The sequence below is a fragment of the Shewanella sp. SP1S2-4 genome (assembly GCF_031932075.1).
GTDB lineage: Bacteria > Pseudomonadota > Gammaproteobacteria > Enterobacterales > Shewanellaceae > Shewanella > Shewanella baltica.
Genome location: NZ_JAUOET010000037.1, coordinates 23,893 through 41,729 on the forward strand (window position 1 = coordinate 23,893; position 17,837 = coordinate 41,729).

The following is a 17,837-nucleotide window of genomic DNA, read 5'->3' on the forward strand; positions in this document are numbered from 1 at the left end:
TAGTTGGTATAACCGAGATAACTAGTATAAAGTTGTCACGCTTAGGTTATTGTAACCGCTTGAGGATGCTGAGGAAGCTTTAATGAAATCGATTTATAAATTATCGTTAGTTGCATTGGCCGTTATTGGCCTATCTGCTTGTAATCAAGAAGAAAAAGCAGCTGCTGCGAGTACAAGTGTTGAATTAACGACAGAAGCTCAAAAAGAAGCTTACAGTGTAGGCGCTTCAATCGGTCGTTACATGTCAGGCCATATCAAAGAGCAAGAAGAATTAGGCCTGCCAGTTGATCGCACTCTGATTGTCACTGGTTTCACTAATGGTCTGAATGACCAATTAAAATTAACCGAAGAAGAAATGCAAACCATTCTTCAAGGTCTAGATAAAAAGTTAAACGATAAACGTCAGGAACAAGCCGCTGCGATTTCTGCTAAGAATATCGAAGATGGTAAAAAATTCCTTGAAGAAAACAAAGCTAAGACTGGCGTAGTGACCACTGAATCAGGCTTGCAATACGAAGTATTAACACCTGGTACTGGCGAAAAACCTGCTGCTGAAGACACTGTAGAAGTGGATTATGTAGGTACGTTAATCGACGGTACTGAGTTCGACAGTTCATACAAACGTGGTCAAACGGCTAAGTTCCCACTGAATCGCGTGATCCCAGGTTGGACCGAAGGCGTACAATTAATGCCAGTTGGCGCTAAGTACAAGTTTGTTATTCCTGCAAACTTAGCCTACGGCGAGCGTGACACTGGTACTATTCCACCCAATTCCACACTGATTTTTGAAGTTGAATTGAAATCAGTTGAGAAAGCATCTGCAGCGCCAGCCGCTGAACCAGCAGCTAAAAAGTAATGAATTAACTGCCGCGTTTATTACGCAGTAAGTGAAATACCGCTCCTAAATGAGCGGTATTTTTTTGTCTGTAAAAATCACATTATTGTTTTAATGCTTAATTTATTGCCGTGCTATACAAGGTTTGCAGCCTTAACTCATGTTTAGTTTTTTATAGCAACCATCAATATCTATCGGCTATGCCAATGGATGATATTAATCATTAAATCTAGTTCGTTTTAGCGTTGGATTTATTTCAAAATGATGAAGGCTAAATTACGTTTTAATGATATCAGTCATCTGTTAAAGCGCCGCGTTCTTTATATTTTATTGGGTATACCATACCGAAAAATATCATCAAAATATCACATTAAAATATTGGTTATTATTTGTTCGCGCTAATGCTTTGGCTGAGCATATGTGTATTACTCTTACTGTTTGTTTTTATTTGGCTAATACTTTCGAATTATCACCTTGTTCTGCTAGGTGAACAGTGTCATGTCCATAATCATTTACTCATCAATGTGTTACATTGGCAATGTGCGATCTTGCCCTCTTTTTTTAAGCATTCAACTCTGAAATAATCCGCCCGCACGTTAATAGAAGTTAGCGGCAATATTATAATAATGGGGTTGATGATATGGATAATGTTAATAAGTTAACGGCGATTTCTTTAGCTGTCGCAGCAGCTTTGCCTATGATGGCAAGCGCAGATGTGATGATTACCGAATATGTTGAAGGTAGCTCAAACAATAAAGCGATTGAACTCTATAACGGCGGCGATACGGCAATTGATCTCGCGGGTTATAAACTGGTTCGTTATAAAGATGGTGCAACTGTTGCGTCAGATATGGTGGCATTAGATGGCCAATCCATTGCGCCTAAAACGACTAAAGTGATTTTAAATTCTAGCGCTGTGATCACGCTTGACCAAGGTGTTGACAGTTACTCTGGCAGTTTAAGTTTTAATGGTGGTGATGCGGTCGCACTCGTTAAAGATGATGCGGTTGTCGATATTATTGGCGATGTGCCTACTCCTGCGGGTTGGGGATTAGACGTTACCTTAAAACGTAAATTAGATGCGTTAGTGGCGAATACGGTATTTAATGCCGCCCAGTGGGAACAATTACCTAAAGATACCTTCTCAGGTTTAGGTTATCTAGAAGCTCCAGCTGAGCCAGAAGTGCCGCTCTTTAGCTGCAGCGGCGCTAAAATAGTGCCGATTTATCAAGTACAAGGTGCGGGCGAGTCTAGCCCATTTGTACCAGAAGGTGCATTTGAGTCTGAAAGCGAAGTGACAGTGCGCGGTGTTGTGACTGCCCGTGGCGAAAGCTTGTTTAAAGGTTTTTATCTGCAAGAAGTGAAAGGTGATAACTCACCGTATACCTCTGATGGTGTGTTTGTATTCTTAGGTGAAGCGGCGCCTGAAGCAATTCAACCTGGGGTTGAAGTGTGTGTGCAGGGTAAAGTGAAAGAATACTTTGGCTTAACTCAAATCGATATTAAAGCCGATAAGAAATTTGAAGTTGGCGCTAAGGGTGAAGTCCCAGTTGCCGCGCCTTTCTATGTCGCCGATGGCGAAACCTTAGCGCAAGCATTAGAGCGTTATGAAGGCATGAATGTGGTCTTAGATGCGGGCAGCGATCTTAAGATCAGCCGTACCTTCAGCTATGATTACGCTGGCCGTCGCAACAACATGTTAGTGTCTTATAAAGAACCGCTAATGAAGTCGACACAGCTTTATCCCGCGCTTTCTGCTGAAGCGACTGCGTTAGTTAAATCTAACCTGGAAAACCAACTCTTTATCGAATCTGATTACAAACCTGCCGACGGTGTAATTCCATACTTCCCTGATTTCAATGTGGAAACGGGCTATATCCGTGTGGGCGACCAACTGACTAACCTGCAAGGTGTGATTGGTTACAGCTACGGCGCTTATCGTTTAGTGGCAACTAACACTATTACAGCGGGTGATTTTATCCGTGGTGATGACAGAACCGAAGCCCCAAGCGTCGCCACTAAGGGCGATCTGCGCGTGGCTAGCTTTAACGTGTTGAACTTCTTTAACGATGTTGATGGTGGTGATACCAATCCATCAGGTAGTAACCGTGGCGCCCTAACGCTTGAAGAAATGGTGCTACAACGTACTAAAATAGTTAGCGCTATTACTGCCATGAACGCCGATATCGTCGGTCTGATGGAAATTGCCAACAACGGTTTTGGTGAGAAGAGTGCGATTAAAAACTTAGTCGATGCACTGAACGAGAAGCAAACGCCTGAAAACGCTTATAGCTTTGTTGAAATCACCGACGCTGACAAGTATGACGGCAAGTACTTTGGCACGGATGCTATCACTGTGGGCATGTTATACCGTGGCGGCAAAGTGACCTTAGCAGGTGCTGCTCAAGCTATCGATACTCCTGAGCAACATGCCAGTGCTGGCAGCGTGACTCGTACTAAAGATGGCAAAACTGAGACAAATCCAGGTAACGATGCTTACCAACGTCACAGCTTAGCGCAAACCTTTAAAATCCATGATGAGTCGCTGACCGTAGTCGTTAACCATTTGAAATCTAAAGGCTCAGGCTGTTTAGAAGATTGGGCTAACTTCGAAGAGTCAGTTGATCCTGCCGATCAACAGGGCAAGTGTAATGCTTTCCGCGTATCTGCCGCCAAAGTCTTGGGTGAAACGCTAAAAGACGTGAAGGGCGACTTACTGATCATCGGTGATATGAATGCCTACGGCATGGAAGATCCTATCCGCGTACTGACTGACTTTGATGCGAGCAAGTCAGATCGTGACATCATGACCGCTTCGTGGACGACGCTCGATGGCAAAGTATTTGAACGCCAAGGCAGCAAGATTGAAAAAGGTTATGGCCTGATCAACTTGAACACAAAAGCCCACGGTGCAGGCACTTTCTCTTATAGCTATAACGGCGAGCTAGGCAACTTAGACCATGCCTTAGCCAATGCTAGCTTAGCTAAACGTTTAGTGGATATTGAAGACTGGCACATCAACTCAGTGGAATCTAACCTGTTTGAATACGGTAAGAAGTTCTCTGGTGATCTGGCTAAATCTGAAAATGCGTTCTCTGCATCGGACCACGATCCTGTGATCGTTGCCTTAAGCTACCCTGCGCCAGTTGTGCCACCAAAACCTGAGCCTACGCCTAAAGATGATGGCGGTGCTTTGGGTTATTTAGGTTTAGCACTGATGTCTTTGTTTGGTTTACAACGTCGTCGCCGTTAACCTGTGTAACGGGTGAACTCACAAGTGTTATTTGTGAGCTAGACTGAAACGAAGGGATGGTTCGCCATCCCTTTTTTAGTTGTTTTTTTCAGTTTTTATTAGGAGTGAGTATGGATACAGTCTCAAATCCGCTGAAAACCATTAAAGCGAAGGCGCCACTGTGGTTTTACTTTGTCGCAACGCTCAGTTTATTGTGGAATATCATGGGGCTGATGGCCTTTGTGATCCAAATGACCATGACGCCGGATGCCTTGGCGCAAATGAGCCCAGATCAAATCAAACTCTATGAGACCACGCCGGCTTTAGTTGATGCGGTATTTGGCTTTGCTGTGGTGTCGGGCGTTCTGGGCTGCCTATTGTTGTTATTGCGAAAATCCCTTGCCTATAAAGTGCTGGTTGCCTCACTTATCGCGGTTTTGTTGCAAATGAGCTATGTGTTTTGCATTCAACAAGCGGCTGTGGTGCTAGGAGCTGACGCATTAATCATGCCGAGTGTGGTGGTGTTCTGGGGATTGTTTCTCGTCTGGTTTAGTCGGCTGAGTGTTACTAAACAATGGTTAGTTTGAGTCTTATTTTTGCCGAGATTGACGGGACTGGCTTAGCGCAAACTAGTTGAACTTCATCCACTTCGCAGTAAACTGCTGATTGGTTTTATTGACTAGGAAGTTGCAATGAGTATTTGGTTTAGAGCTGTCACGTTAGAGGATTGCGCGCGTTTAGATGCCGGTATGGGCGGTAAAGGCACCTTGATGCAGACCTTAGGGATTGAGATCAGTGAAATTGGCGACGATTACATGAAGGCCACTATGCCAGCGAGCCCTGCGGTGCATAACCCTTTGGGGATAGTCCATGGCGGCGCGAATGTTGCGCTTGCTGAAACCGTTGCCAGTTATGCGGCAAATTTTGCGGTGGATTTTGAGCAGTACTATTGTGTCGGTCAAGAAATTAACGCTAACCACTTACGGGCTTCCCGTAATGGGCTATTAACCGCTACGGCTAAGCCTATTCATTTAGGAAAACGCAGCTCTGTATGGGAAGTGTTAATCCATAACAGCGCCGGTGAACTGACCTGTATTTCACGGATGACGGCGGCTGTCGTTAAACGCTAAATGCAATGAGCCAGCTTATTACCTGTGGTGTGAATGGCGTATCAATCGTTTGATTTAAATAATATATGAATAGGGATTGGATATGGATAACGCGACAATTTGGGAATGGGTTGGTTATTTAGCGTCTGTGGTCGTTGCAATATCACTGATGATGTCAAACATCAAAAAACTGCGCTGGTGGAATCTTATCGGTGCGGCATTATTTGTGGCCTACGGCGTGGCAATTGGGGCTTATCCTGTTGCCTTAGTTAACTTTTTTATCGTACTGATAGACACTTATTATCTGGTTAAGCTTTACCGCGAAGCCGGCTCACCCGCCAGTTAATGGCAGCGCATTATCTTTCTCTGCTTTTTTGTACCGCACTCAGCTTTACAGTAATCTGCTTCATCCCTGCGAGCAGCCATTTGGTTTTTCAGCCACACCTTAGTGATGTGAGCGGACCATTGGCTGTGAGTCCGCGCAATCGTTTATCGACTTTGATATTTTTCTTTTAATCTTTTTTATAGATTGCACGAATCTAGTTTAATCGTTTTATTCTTTGTTGGCGATTCTCTATTCTTGCTCCATCGACAACACGTCGCCAGCCAAGGAGATAAACCATGGCCACCATTTACGATTTAATTGAAACCTGGTTAACCAGCAATCAAGACTAAGGAGCAGGGCATGAGTCAACAACATCAAACAAGTCAGTACTTAACGAGCCAAAACGGCGCCCCAGTGGCCGACGATCAAAACTCACTGTCGGCGGGTGAACGCGGTCCTTTGCTATTACAGGATTGGCATTTAATTGAAAAGTTAGCCCATTTCAACCGTGAGCGTATCCCTGAGCGTATCGTGCATGCCAAAGGTACTGGCGTTTACGGCACATTTACCCTCACTAAAGATTTAAGCGATTACACTATTGCCGACCATTTCAATGGCGTTGGTAAGCAAACCGAAACCTTTATTCGTTTCTCAACCGTCGGTGGCGAAATGGGTTCTGCCGATGCTGAGCGCGATCCACGCGGTTTTGGTTTACGTTTTTATACTGCCCGTGGTAATCACGATATCGTGGGTAACAACACGCCGACCTTTTTCTTACGAGATGGGATTAAGTTTCCAGACTTTATCCATACGCAAAAGCGTAATCCTAAGACAAACTTAAAAGATCCGCAGGCTATGTGGGACTTTTGGTCATTGAATCCTGAAGCCATGCATCAAGTGACCATTTTGATGTCGGATCGCGGTATTCCAGCCAACTACCGTCAAATGCACGGTTATGGTTCACATACTTTCTCGCTGTGGAATGCCAAGGGCGAGCGTTTCTGGGTGAAGTTCCACTTTAAATCCCAGCAAGGTGTGGTCAACTTAACCAATGAACAGGCTGATAAATTAAAAGGGATCGATCCCGATTCATCCCAGCGCGATATGGTGGTGGCGATTACTGATGGTAACTTCCCGCGTTGGACGGTTAATGTGCAGATTATGCCTGAGGCAGATGCCAATACTTACCATATCAATCCATTTGATTTAACTAAGGTTTGGCCGCATAGCGACTATCCATTACTTGAGATTGGTGTATTAGAACTGAATCGTCTGCCACAAAACTATTTTGCCGAAGTTGAGCAAGTGGCATTGGCACCGAGCAATTTGGTTCCTGGCGTCGGCGCTTCACCCGACAAGATGTTGCAAGCACGTTTATTTGCCTATGCCGATGCCCAGCGTTACCGCATTGGTGCTAACTACAACCAATTGCCAGTGAACTGCCCGCATGCCGCTAAGGCAAATCATCATCAACGTGCAGGTGCGATGGCGGGCACGCAATGCCCTTACCATGGTAGCCAAACGGGTGGCGACGCTTCGGCAAACTATGGCCCGAACAGCACTGCTGATGCTTTGGTTGAGCCAGTAAACTTTAGCGAACCACCATTGCGTTTAGAAGGTGAAGCGACGCGTTACAGTCGTTATAACCAAGACGATTATACCCAAGCGGGTAATTTGTATCGCATCTTCTCTGAAGCGGAGAAAGCGCGCCTAGTGGCAACGATTTCAGGTTCATTAAGTCAAGCGAGTTTAGATGTGCAGCAACGTATGGTGGCGCATTTTACTCAAGCAGATGCGGATTACGGTCAACGGATTAAAACGGCATTAGGCTTATAAACTGCGTTTCTAAGTCGACACTGTTTATCTCAATACAACCGTTGTAAGTAGAAAGGCCAGTGATGTTTATCACTGGCCTTTTTGTTGCCTTAATTTAATATGATCAATGATCTAGAACAGTAGTGTTGCTACGCCTAACAGTGCGAACAATACGGCGCAGCCGCGGTGTATCCACAACATAGGTAATTTTTCGGCGCTGAAATGGCCTGCGATCACCACAGGTACATTGGCAAGCAGCATGCCTAAGGTTGTGCCTGCAACCACCATAGTTAATGAATCGTATTTTGCGGCTAACACTACCGTTGCGATTTGCGTTTTATCCCCCATCTCGGCGATGAAAAACAGGATAAAGGTGGCGAGGAAGGGGCCCATTTTATAGAAACGGCTCTCTTCAGCATCGACTTTATCTGGGATTAACACCCAAAGGGCAATCGCGAAGAACGACGCGGCAACTAAATAGCGGGCAAGATCTGGGCTGACCCAGTTAATCGCCCATTGGCCAATCCAAGCGGCGGCAAAATGGTTGAATAACGTTGACAGAAAAATGCCTAAAATAATGGCGGTTTTATGTTTAAATCTTGCGGCGAGAATAAGTGCAAGCAATTGAGTTTTATCGCCAATTTCGGCAATAGCAACCGTAAAGGTTGAGGCAAGTAGGGCTTCCAAGTGTGATCCTTTAGGGGTGGTTAAGACATAAGCACAATAAACCGTCCACCCCTAGGTGCAGTCATTGTGCTCAGGTCTTGCTGGGCAAATCGATGATTTGCTGTGAACACCATGGCGTGTGGCCAAGTATGTTGATGTTCACCCTAGATGACGATGGCTCGAAATCCAGTTAGCTACTCCCCCGAAGCGAGGTGGGCATTATACCTAAGTGAACTTCGGTTTCAAGCACCAGTTTATCGCAGTAGACACGAATAGATGTTTGACAGGTGTCAGAAAAATACCGCGCAACATTCTGTAATTATATGAATATAAATGGGTTAATTTTTTGACAGCGTTGTCTTTTGTTGCTAATTTAGCCAGGTCATTTCTACTTGATTACATACTATTAACTCGTAGTGATTCGATGACACCTACCGTATTTGGCAAACTAATTGAAAAGTTAGGACGCAAAGCTTCCGGTCTAAGGTTGTAAATGGATTTTTTAGTGAACTAAGATAGCGGAGTTGCCGCAGAATTCGATTTCTGTGAAAGATAAACGACTGCTGTTTAATGCTGTTGTTTGCCCAAATACCACTTTTATACCTAAGCCCAAGCCAATACTGGCAAAGATGGGTGCAAATGGAGTGCATTAAAGTGGCAAATCCTACTGTTTTTTCCCCTGTTTCTAAATTAAGTTTATTGGCCGCCGCAGTGATGGCGGCAAATACATTTGTGAGTATTTCTGCACAGGCACACGGTTATGTTGTGGCGCCAGAGTCACGTTCCTATGCCTGTAAAACCGGCAACAATGCCAACTGTGGCGCGGTGCAATGGGAACCGCAAAGCGTTGAAGGACCATCGGGTTTTCCTGAGTCAGGTCCTGCTGATGGCAAACTGGCGAGTGCGGGTAATGGTGCTTTCTCGCCTTTAGATGAACAGAGTCCCAGCCGTTGGTCAAAGACGGATATCAAAGCGGGCTGGAATAAGTTCAGTTGGCAGTTCACTGCCAATCATGTCACCCGCAATTGGCGTTATTATTTAACTCGCCAAGATTGGAATCAAAACCAAGCTTTAAGCCGTGCGAGCTTTGACTTAGCGCCATTCTGCGTAGTCGATGGTGGCATGGTGCAGCCGCCTAAGTTAGTGACCCATGACTGTTATGTGCCAGAAGGTCGCAGCGGTTATCAAGTGATTCTAGCCGTGTGGGAAGTGGGTGATACCACTAACAGTTTCTACAATGCTATCGATGTGAACTTGGATTCGGGTCCCGTCGTACCGGGTGAATGGTTCGATGTGGGCGACATCAATCCGTCACTCGATCTCAAAGCTGGCGATAAAGTGATGACTCGAGTGTTCGATGCCAATGGTGAGCAACCGGCTAAGCAAACAGTGATTACCATTAGCGATGCGACTCAAGGTGATAAACAAAACTGGCCTTTCCTATTAGCTAGCGCGATTAATGCCCAGCAGTCTCAGTTAAAAGCGGGACAAAAAAATGCATCAGGTGTGATTGAGCCTGTGTATGGCAAAAACGACATTTTTACTGCGACGACTTCAGGTATTGAGCGTGTTGAAGTGGGATTTGATCTGGCGCCCGCACCGGGCAACAGCTTAGAAGTCACTTCACTTGCTGACGATTATCAAATTATCGACGGCGCGGCGCAGGTTCGTTTTGACGTCACCAGCAATGCTGAAATGTTAGTGTCAGCGTATTTGTTTAGCCACGATGGTACGGCTGCGGGTTTTGTCAGTCAAACCGTTAACAATACCAGCGCGAGCTTAGTGTTAGACGTGGTTGCGCCTAAAGCAGGGCATTATCACTTGCAGGTTAAAGCTGAGCCTAAACAAGGTGATGTTATTCAGCAGAACTTTGATCTTTTCTTAAAGGATCAAGCACCAGCGCCAGAAGCGGATTTTGCCTTCCCTGAAGGAGTCAAAGGTTACGTTGCGGGCACTACAGTGTTACAGCCTAAAAATGGCAAAGTGTATCAATGTAAGCCATTCCCCTATAGCGGCTATTGCATGCAGTGGTCGGCTTCTGCCACAGGATTTGAGCCAGGTTTTGGCGCTTCTTGGACTATGGCGTGGACTGAGCTGTAAATTAGCATCTTGAGTTAATCGATTCTCAACATGATGTGATTGGGCTTAAACACAGCGAATATGTTTAAGCCCATATTTAGCGCGCTAGCAACAGTCAAAGTACACGTTTTACCTCGATTCCCCCACAATGCTGAACCCCACGTATTTCCAACAAAGGTAGCGATTTTGTTGGCTTGTATGTTTTCGTTTATCACAGCGCTATTAAGTTGTTACCGTACAGTGCGCGACTTATCTTTGTTCACAACTGGCTTGCCCACTGGGTTTGGCTCTGTTAATGTCCCAAACTATCTATTTTACCTATGTTGTTATTAGGATTATCACAATTGAAAGTCATGCCACTTTTATGCAACCGATTTAGTTAGCCTCAATGGCTACTGGGTTGAAATATTCAAAAGCTATTGGGGCCAATTGATCTGCAGGAATGAGATCCGATTGGATGCTTTTTGAAGCTGCTTTAAGTGATGTGTTGCTTATTTCGATTTAAGACGCAAGGCTTTATCGGTTCAAATCTTACTCAAATAAAATAATAATTAATCATTGAACAGGACTATTGTGTGAATTCAAAAATGTTAGGCTCGATCGCCATCGTTGCCGGGACGGCCATTGGCGCAGGTATGTTAGCCTTACCTTTAGCTACCGCGGCTTTAGGTATTATTCCGGCGTTAGTGTTACTCGTCGTTATTTGGGGCGTATCTGCCTATACCTCATTACTGATGCTCGAAATTAACTTACGCACTGGCGTGGGTGATAATCTGCATGTCATTACGGGTAAATTGCTGGGTAAAAAAGGCCAGATAATTCAAGGCGCTTCTTTCTTAAGTTTATTATTTGCTTTGACCGCCGCTTATCTCACCGGTGGGTCATCGCTATTAGTGCTTAAAGCGAAGAACATGTTTGATATCGTGCTCGATAATCAAGTCGCCGTATTGTTGTTTACCCTAGTGCTCGGCGGATTTGCGGCGCTCGGTGTGGCTTGGGTCGATAAAGTGTCCCGCTTCCTGTTTTCGTTAATGATTTTACTGCTGGTGGTTGTGGTGTTATTTCTCCTGCCTGAAGTCAGTATTGCCAGCATGGCAACGGGCGCGATTGCCGAGTCGATGACCAGCAGTTGGATGGCGGCGATTCCCGTAGTGTTTACCTCTTTTGGTTTCCACGTTTGTATTGCCACTTTAGTGCGTTATCTGGATGGCGATGCAGTTTCACTGCGCAAGGTATTGTTAATCGGTTCGACGATTCCACTCGCTTGTTATGTGCTTTGGTTGTTAGTGACCTTAGGCACAGTAGGCGGCTATGAAGTCAGTGGTTTCGAAGGTTCATTACCGTCACTAGTGACGGCATTACAGGAAATTGCCCATACGCCTTGGATCAGCAAATGCATTTCGTTATTCGCCGATTTAGCCCTAGTGACCTCATTCCTCGGGGTGACCTTAAGCCTGTATGACTTTGTCGCCGAATTAACCCGTGCAAAAGAGACGCTTGCCGGCCGTATGCAGACCTGGTTGTTAACCTTCATTCCGCCAGTATTATGTGCTCTGTATCTGCCAGAAGGCTTTGTGGCGGTACTGGGATTCGCAGCTGTGCCATTGGTGGTGATGATCATCTTCTTGCCAATTGTGATGGCATTGCGTCAACGCCAAACACAACCGGGCGGTTATCAAGTGTCGGGTGGTTCTGCGGGCTTAGTGATGGCAGGTTTGTTAGGCGCTGTGATTGTGGGCGCCCAGCTATTTGTTGCAATCTAACGGCTTGGTATTTAATTCGCGGCTAGCGTCAGCATTGTAGCGAACGCCGCGGGGTAACGCTGATGGAATGTAGCTGATGGAATGTATTTGCTTTGTAAGCGAATTTTTCTGAGTCTGTTATAGAGTGTATCCGATGTGATAAAGTCAGGCCCCGGCCTGACTTTTTGCTTTTTAGGTTTTAAAGCGAGTGATGCTGGGTTTTAATACAGTGACTTAAGATAAAAACAACACGATTAAAACGAGAACATGGCCCAGCTTGCGCGTGGCTTCATTCACATAAAACGGACTTAACACAATGAAAAAATGGTTACTCACAGTTGCCGTGGCCGCCAGTTTTGGCGCTCAGGCTGACGAAGGTATGTGGCAGCCCCATCAGCTGCCCGCTATGGCCGATGAGCTTAAAGCAAAAGGGCTAGAAATTGATGCAAAATCGATTTCAAAACTCACCGAATTCCCAATGAACGCAGTGATCAGCCTTGGTGGCTGTACCGCGTCATTCGTATCGCCAAAAGGCTTGGTGGTCACTAACCATCACTGTGCCTATGGTGCGATTCAATACAACTCCACCCCAGAAAAAAACCTGCTACAAGATGGTTTTTTAGCTAAGACCTTCGCCGATGAATTACCTGCCACACCGGGTTCACGTGTGTACGTGACCGAAGATGTGACCAATGTGACTGAGCGCGTTAAAGGCGGGCTTGAAGGCAAAATAGGCAGTGACTTCTATCAAGGCGTTGAAAGCCAAGAAAAAGCCTTAGTAGCTGAATGCGAAAAAGAAGACGGCTACCGTTGCCAAGTTTATAGCTTCCACGGCGGTCTTGAATATTATCTGGTTAAACAACTGGAAATCCGCGACGTACGCTTAGTCTATAACCCAGCCGCTAGCGTGGGTAAATACGGCGGCGACGTCGATAACTGGATGTGGCCACGTCACACCGGCGATTTTTCTTTCTACCGCGCCTATGTGTCGAAAGCGGGCAAACCTGCCGATTTTAGTAGCGATAACGTGCCATACGAGCCCAAAAGCTTCTTAAAAGTATCGGCTAAAGGCGTGAGCGATGGCGATTTTGTCATGGTCGCTGGCTACCCAGGTCGCACCAACCGATATCGCACCGCCAATGAAGTACAAAATCAGTTCGAGTGGGCTTATCCAGAAGGTAAGTTATTGCGCGAGCGCTTTATTGAGATCATTAAAGATACCGCGCCAGAGGGCAGTGACGAACGTATTAAGTACGAGAGTCAAATTGCTGGCCTTGCAAACTACGCGAAAAACTTCACCTCAATGATCGAGTTTTATGGCAAATCCACCATGCTGGCGGACCGTAAAGCCCGCGAAGCTGAGCTTGCAGCGTGGATCGCTAAAGACAGCAGCCGTGATGCAAAATACGGTAAAACCTTAGCGGAATTAGATGCGTTAATTGCCAAGAGTAAAGCGCATCAAGAGCGTGACATGATCTTAAGCTACATTGGTAGCACGACTATGTTGCCAACGGCGCGCAGCTTGTATCGCTTAGCGAACGAGAAACAACTGCCGGATATGCAGCGTGAACCTGGCTTCCAAGAACGTGATATGACTCGCCTCAAAGCAAGCATGGAGCGTATCGATCGTCGTTATGCGCCAAGCGTCGATAAAGCCGTGTTATTCGATATGCTGAAACGTTACGCCGCACTGCCAGAGGACAAACGTCTACCTGCATTGGATAAAGCCTTTGGTATCGATAAAAAGTTCAGCGAAGCTAAGCTTTCGAAAACCTTAGACAAAATGTACGCCAAAACTGAGTTAGGCAAAAAAGACGTGCGTCTGGCGTGGATGGATAAATCCGTTGCCGATTTTAAAGCCTCTAAAGATCCTTTCATTCAATTCGCCGTGGCTATGTATGACACAGATATGGCAGAAGAAAAGAAAGAAAAAGAACTGGATGGCGAGCTGATGAAAGTGCGCCCGCAGTACATGGATGCCATCATTGCCTACAATCTTGAGCAAGGTAAACCTGTGTATGCCGATGCAAACTCAAGCCTGCGTGTCACTGTGGGTCATGTGAAAGGCTACTCGCCAAAAGACGGTTTAGTGGCTGTGCCATTCACTCGCCTTGAAGGCATAGTGCAAAAAGACACAGGTGTTGACCCATTCGATGCACCGAAAAAAGAGTTAGAGCTGATTAAGCAGAAGCAATACGGTGATTTCTATGTGAAAGCCATCGATTCTGTACCGGTTAACTTCCTGTCGACGTTAGACACCACGGGCGGTAACTCAGGTTCACCCACCCTAAACGGCCGCGCTGAATTAGTCGGTCTGCTGTTCGATGGTGTGTATGAAAGTATTATCGGCGACTGGGCATATGACGATAACATCAACCGTTCAATCCAAGTGGATAGCCGCTATATGTTGTGGGTAATGAAGTATTTAGATCATGCCGACAATCTATTAGCCGAGATGGAAATAGTTAAGTAAGCCATTGCCGCATCAGCAATGGTGCGGCCTATAATGGCTGGATTATCAGCATTTAAGCGTGATGTAGCGCTCTTTGAATGCAGCCATAACAAGATAATAAAATAGCGATAAACTCACAGGGTTTATCGCTATTTTTTTGTGCAATGACTGCTGATAGCTGTTGAGATAGCAGTCTTGATAGGCGTGCCATAGCATTAGCTCAACTTTCTAGCATTAGCGGAACCGTGGATTGAAAATATATACGCAACATATTTTGGGGACTGAAATCTGTTGGAAAGTAGTGCCGTAGGACCTGCATTTTTAGTTTTATTTTTTAGTGGGTTAGCATTGGCTGAAATCCATGCATATAGGCTTGCCATGGCATTGACCCGTCGACGCGCAGCAAGTCCATCCGTGGATGCTCGACCGACCCGTCCATGGGGCGGACGGTCGTCTCGCAAATCACCATGGCTCACCTTTTGGGCACTAGTGTAACCAGTCTGTATGAAGGAGATACCTAGCAAGCTTTCGGACAAAAGCGTGCTATGTTTTGCGCGAAATTCTCTCCATTTCGGATAAACAAAAATAATCCTAAACGCTGAGTCGTGAGCAACTTAAGGATGTAACGTTTGGCTTGAGGCTTTACCTTTACACCATTTGCCGCTGTTATGCTGCTTTTTAAATGCACACATGCTATCCCATCGACCACTTATGCCACTGTATTGACGACGAAACTCTTTGGCTGATGTGAGCCACGCATCGGGCGCTATACCTAATTCATTGAGTAGTTTCGGTCGTTGATTATCGATATAGCCTTTCTTATCAAGGCGGATGGCGCGGCCTGTCCAATCAATCAGTTCGAGATAATCGGCAAAGTGAAAGGGAATACCCACTTGCTGATTCAGGTGAGCTGCGCCATCGAATTGGACGAGAGACTTGTGGGGAATATGAGCTTCATTAGTTGAGAAGTCAGTTTGTGGCACAGGGAGGGTTAATGGATGATTTGGGGTGTTTAGCGAGTTAATTCGCTCCTGAATCGATGTAAAATCAGAGGATTGCAAAGAATCGGCAATGCCTGCTCTGATTGGATTTAAATCCACATACATCATACACGCGAGCAGGGCTTGCTCATCTAACAGCGCTTGCGACTTAAAACGGCCTTCCCAAAAGGCGCCTTTACACTCATCTTCACGATTGGCCTTGCGGGCAATTTGTTCATTTAAACAGCGCATAAACCAACTGATACTACTTAATCGTTCATGCCACTCTGCAAGTAAGCGATCAAGTAATATCACTTCACCGTCGATTAAAGCATCACCATTCATATACTTAGTCGCGACAGCATGGCCTTTAGTAATTTGACACCAGCGACGAATAATATCTTTTTGCGTTAGCGATTTGGCCTTGTCGACATCAATTTTAAGCACTAAATGATAGTGATTACTCATCACCGCATAGGCACAAATATCGATACAAAATATCGCGGACAAGGCTTTGATTTTATCGACAATCCAGCCACGTCGATGCTCGTAACTGCGACCAGTGAGCTTATCTTCACCACACAAAAAAGCCCTACGAACACAGCGGTTTATCACATGATAAAAAGGCGTCGCATTGGCATCAATTAACTGTCTTCTGGCCGAGGTCATCACAAACTCCACACAGACAAAATCAGGATAATTTAAAGCCTAGTAGAAGGAACTGAAAAACACAAAAAGATGTGGCTGTCCCCGCTTTTTGCATGGTCTACTAAAAGCAGGTTAAATGAACACCCGAACAAAAATAAATATTGCAATTAAAAAATAAGTTATATAGCTATGAAATTTTATTTCCTTAGCACCTATACTAGAATCAAAATCAATTTCATATTTTTTTAAAAATTTACAAAGCCGAGCATTAATGTACAACCATAAAAAACATAAAAAGACTAAAAAAACATAACCATAATAGTTAATGTTTGAGAAAAAACTAAAGCCATTAGAGTTCAATATTCCATGAAAAATAATTAAAACAAAACCCAATGATGAAAAAAGCAACATTGACACTGTTCCAGAATGGCCAAAGCCTTTTTTTCTATAATATGCGTACCCACCAACTATAAAACTTCGAAAAAACTCCATGATCACCCCCCCCCACCAATGCTGATATATTGAACACTTAATAATTTATGAAGAAATCCATTTAGATCTCTGTCATATTCTCGCCTAATACATTTTATGTCATTTTTAACATATTGAATAGTAGCTTGGGTATTTTTTGGACTTATACCTAGTTATTTTTTCACTCCACAGCATTTAATAATTAGTGTCTAATTTAGAACATTTTCTCATTTAGCATTTACCTTAGGAAGTACCAAATACAAAAATTTACAATAAGTAATAAATAGACAGTGACACTGTGAACTCGAATATCTTTCCTTAAATCAGCTAATTTTCCATCATTATTATAAATTTCTAAATATCTATCTAACTTATAAATTAAAGTTAAACCAAAAACCAAAAAAATCAATATTAACTCGAGCGCATATTTATCAAAGAACAATGATGCGTCGGGGCATAAATAAAGACATACCCCTCCTATAATCAATGCTGGCAATCCAAAAGATGGTAGTATTAGCATTGTAACTGCATTGCCATGTTCGAATTTTTTATTTCTATAATATGCATAGCCACCAATAATAAAACTTCGGAAAAACCACATAATCAGTTTCCTTTAGGTTTTATATCTTTAACACCTAAAGCATTATTAATTAGCCCTCTCGGGTTATTATAATACTCTTGCCTAATACCTTTCATGCCGCGCCCCAGTTCTTGAAAATTTAATTGGGTATTTTCCATTGCTTGAAATCCACCTCTTTTAATCATGATCCAACCATTCACATCATCTTTTGAAAAAACATAATCAGCCACAAAATATGCAGCTCCTGCTAAAGCACCACCACTCCCACCCCTAATAGAAACAAGTGCCATTACAGAATCAGAGATAAGTTTTCCATCATATTCTGTTTCCGTAATATCACCGCTAATGAGAGCATTTTTATTTGCCATTGCAGATGCAAATGCAGCAGCAACCCCTAAAAGACCTCCAGTTCTCGAAGAAAATGAAGTGATATTTTTTAGTGGAATTTGATTTGCCTTACCCCATTTAACCTTTTCTAACTTACCTAGCCCTCTGGATTGGCTTGTTGATTTATAATCTCCTGCTGGAGGTACAAGAGCTTTGTCTTTTGTTATATGTTCAATAGCGCTAAGTGCTACACTTCCCGCCCCCGCAGCAGTTGCGATTTCTGAAACGGCAATGCCAACTCCTTCTTTGTCATCCTCACCAGAGTTATTCCCAGTGGAATTCTCATCATTTGTTTGCCCATTTGAAGCAGAAAAAAGATGAGATGTTCCTTTAAACATCTCATTTATCCTTCTCATTTTGTCCTCTGATGGAAAAGGAGTACCAGCAAACTCTCCCATCAACTCATTCGTGCGCCAAGCAGATGCATTGCCACTTCGAACAGCACTATACCCAGTCGGGTCAGTCCCACTCATCGGGTTATTCAAAATATACGAATACGGGTTAGCACTCTGGCTG

At 44.4% G+C, this 17,837-nt stretch carries 12 protein-coding genes and 1 riboswitch; of the genes, 9 read left to right on the plus strand and 3 right to left on the minus strand.

Going from position 1 to position 17,837, the window contains the following annotated elements; translation table 11 throughout:
- Window positions 1-82 precede the first annotated feature (82 nt).
- The 6 genes from fkpA (at window position 83) to katB (ending at window position 7,337) form a co-directional block, all read left to right on the plus strand.
- A complete protein-coding gene (gene fkpA, locus Q4Q52_RS20790; RefSeq protein ID WP_300480982.1) occupies window positions 83-856 on the plus strand; it encodes an FKBP-type peptidyl-prolyl cis-trans isomerase in 774 nt (257 codons plus the stop codon).
- Window positions 857-1,475: 619 nt separating this feature from the next.
- Window positions 1,476-4,088 carry an extracellular exonuclease ExeM gene (gene exeM / locus Q4Q52_RS20795; RefSeq protein WP_311991555.1) on the plus strand — a complete coding sequence of 871 codons (2,613 nt, stop codon included), beginning with the start codon at window positions 1,476-1,478 and terminating at the stop codon, window positions 4,086-4,088.
- 110 nt (window positions 4,089-4,198) lie between these two features.
- Complete coding sequence (locus tag Q4Q52_RS20800; protein ID WP_063884117.1) at window positions 4,199-4,654, plus strand: hypothetical protein; 456 nt, start codon at window positions 4,199-4,201, stop codon at window positions 4,652-4,654.
- A gap of 105 nt (window positions 4,655-4,759) precedes the next feature.
- Window positions 4,760-5,197 (plus strand): PaaI family thioesterase, encoded by a 438-nt coding sequence (locus Q4Q52_RS20805; protein WP_006080418.1) that lies wholly within the window; start codon window positions 4,760-4,762, stop codon window positions 5,195-5,197.
- An 82-nt stretch (window positions 5,198-5,279) separates the two neighbouring features.
- Window positions 5,280-5,522, plus strand: a complete 243-nt coding sequence (locus Q4Q52_RS20810) for a YgjV family protein (RefSeq protein WP_311991556.1) — start codon at window positions 5,280-5,282, stop codon at window positions 5,520-5,522.
- Between the two features lie 339 nt (window positions 5,523-5,861).
- A complete protein-coding gene (katB, locus tag Q4Q52_RS20815) occupies window positions 5,862-7,337 on the plus strand; it encodes a catalase KatB (RefSeq protein WP_311991557.1) in 1,476 nt (491 codons plus the stop codon).
- Between the two features lie 111 nt (window positions 7,338-7,448).
- On the opposite strand, the gene Q4Q52_RS20820 is transcribed toward katB, so the two are convergent.
- Window positions 7,449-8,003 (minus strand): TMEM165/GDT1 family protein, encoded by a 555-nt coding sequence (locus Q4Q52_RS20820; RefSeq protein ID WP_311991558.1) that lies wholly within the window; start codon window positions 8,001-8,003, stop codon window positions 7,449-7,451.
- Window positions 8,004-8,414: 411 nt separating this feature from the next.
- A riboswitch (cyclic di-GMP riboswitch) is annotated at window positions 8,415-8,514 on the plus strand.
- 122 nt (window positions 8,515-8,636) lie between these two features.
- Here Q4Q52_RS20820 and gbpA point away from each other — a divergent pair.
- The 3 genes from gbpA (at window position 8,637) to Q4Q52_RS20835 (ending at window position 14,276) form a co-directional block, all read left to right on the plus strand.
- Window positions 8,637-10,082 carry an N-acetylglucosamine-binding protein GbpA gene (gbpA, locus tag Q4Q52_RS20825; protein WP_311991559.1) on the plus strand — a complete coding sequence of 482 codons (1,446 nt, stop codon included), beginning with the start codon at window positions 8,637-8,639 and terminating at the stop codon, window positions 10,080-10,082.
- A 566-nt stretch (window positions 10,083-10,648) separates the two neighbouring features.
- Window positions 10,649-11,824 (plus strand): aromatic amino acid transport family protein, encoded by a 1,176-nt coding sequence (locus tag Q4Q52_RS20830; RefSeq protein ID WP_311991564.1) that lies wholly within the window; start codon window positions 10,649-10,651, stop codon window positions 11,822-11,824.
- 295 nt (window positions 11,825-12,119) lie between these two features.
- Window positions 12,120-14,276 carry a S46 family peptidase gene (locus tag Q4Q52_RS20835; protein ID WP_311991560.1) on the plus strand — a complete coding sequence of 719 codons (2,157 nt, stop codon included), beginning with the start codon at window positions 12,120-12,122 and terminating at the stop codon, window positions 14,274-14,276.
- A gap of 593 nt (window positions 14,277-14,869) precedes the next feature.
- Here the strand turns inward: Q4Q52_RS20835 and Q4Q52_RS20840 are convergent.
- Together Q4Q52_RS20840 and Q4Q52_RS20845 are read right to left on the minus strand one after the other, a co-directional pair.
- Window positions 14,870-15,904, minus strand: coding sequence for a transposase (locus Q4Q52_RS20840; RefSeq protein ID WP_311991561.1), 1,035 nt, complete (start codon window positions 15,902-15,904; stop codon window positions 14,870-14,872).
- 1,053 nt (window positions 15,905-16,957) lie between these two features.
- Window positions 16,958-17,837: hypothetical protein (locus Q4Q52_RS20845; RefSeq protein WP_311991562.1), on the minus strand; the 880-nt coding region annotated here is incomplete at its 5' end.

Bases quoted from the DNA above. Each gene is read 5' to 3' on its own strand.
- exeM (WP_311991555.1), top strand. From the start codon at position 1,476: ATGGATAATGTTAATAAGTTAACGGCGATTTCTTTAGCTGTCGCAGCA.
- Q4Q52_RS20840 (WP_311991561.1), bottom strand. From the start codon at position 15,904: ATGACCTCGGCCAGAAGACAGTTAATTGATGCCAATGCGACGCCTTTT.
- Q4Q52_RS20835 (WP_311991560.1), top strand. From the start codon at position 12,120: ATGAAAAAATGGTTACTCACAGTTGCCGTGGCCGCCAGTTTTGGCGCT.
- Q4Q52_RS20805 (WP_006080418.1), top strand. From the start codon at position 4,760: ATGAGTATTTGGTTTAGAGCTGTCACGTTAGAGGATTGCGCGCGTTTA.
- Q4Q52_RS20830 (WP_311991564.1), top strand. From the start codon at position 10,649: ATGTTAGGCTCGATCGCCATCGTTGCCGGGACGGCCATTGGCGCAGGT.
- Q4Q52_RS20800 (WP_063884117.1), top strand. From the start codon at position 4,199: ATGGATACAGTCTCAAATCCGCTGAAAACCATTAAAGCGAAGGCGCCA.
- Q4Q52_RS20810 (WP_311991556.1), top strand. From the start codon at position 5,280: ATGGATAACGCGACAATTTGGGAATGGGTTGGTTATTTAGCGTCTGTG.
- fkpA (WP_300480982.1), top strand. From the start codon at position 83: ATGAAATCGATTTATAAATTATCGTTAGTTGCATTGGCCGTTATTGGC.
- katB (WP_311991557.1), top strand. From the start codon at position 5,862: ATGAGTCAACAACATCAAACAAGTCAGTACTTAACGAGCCAAAACGGC.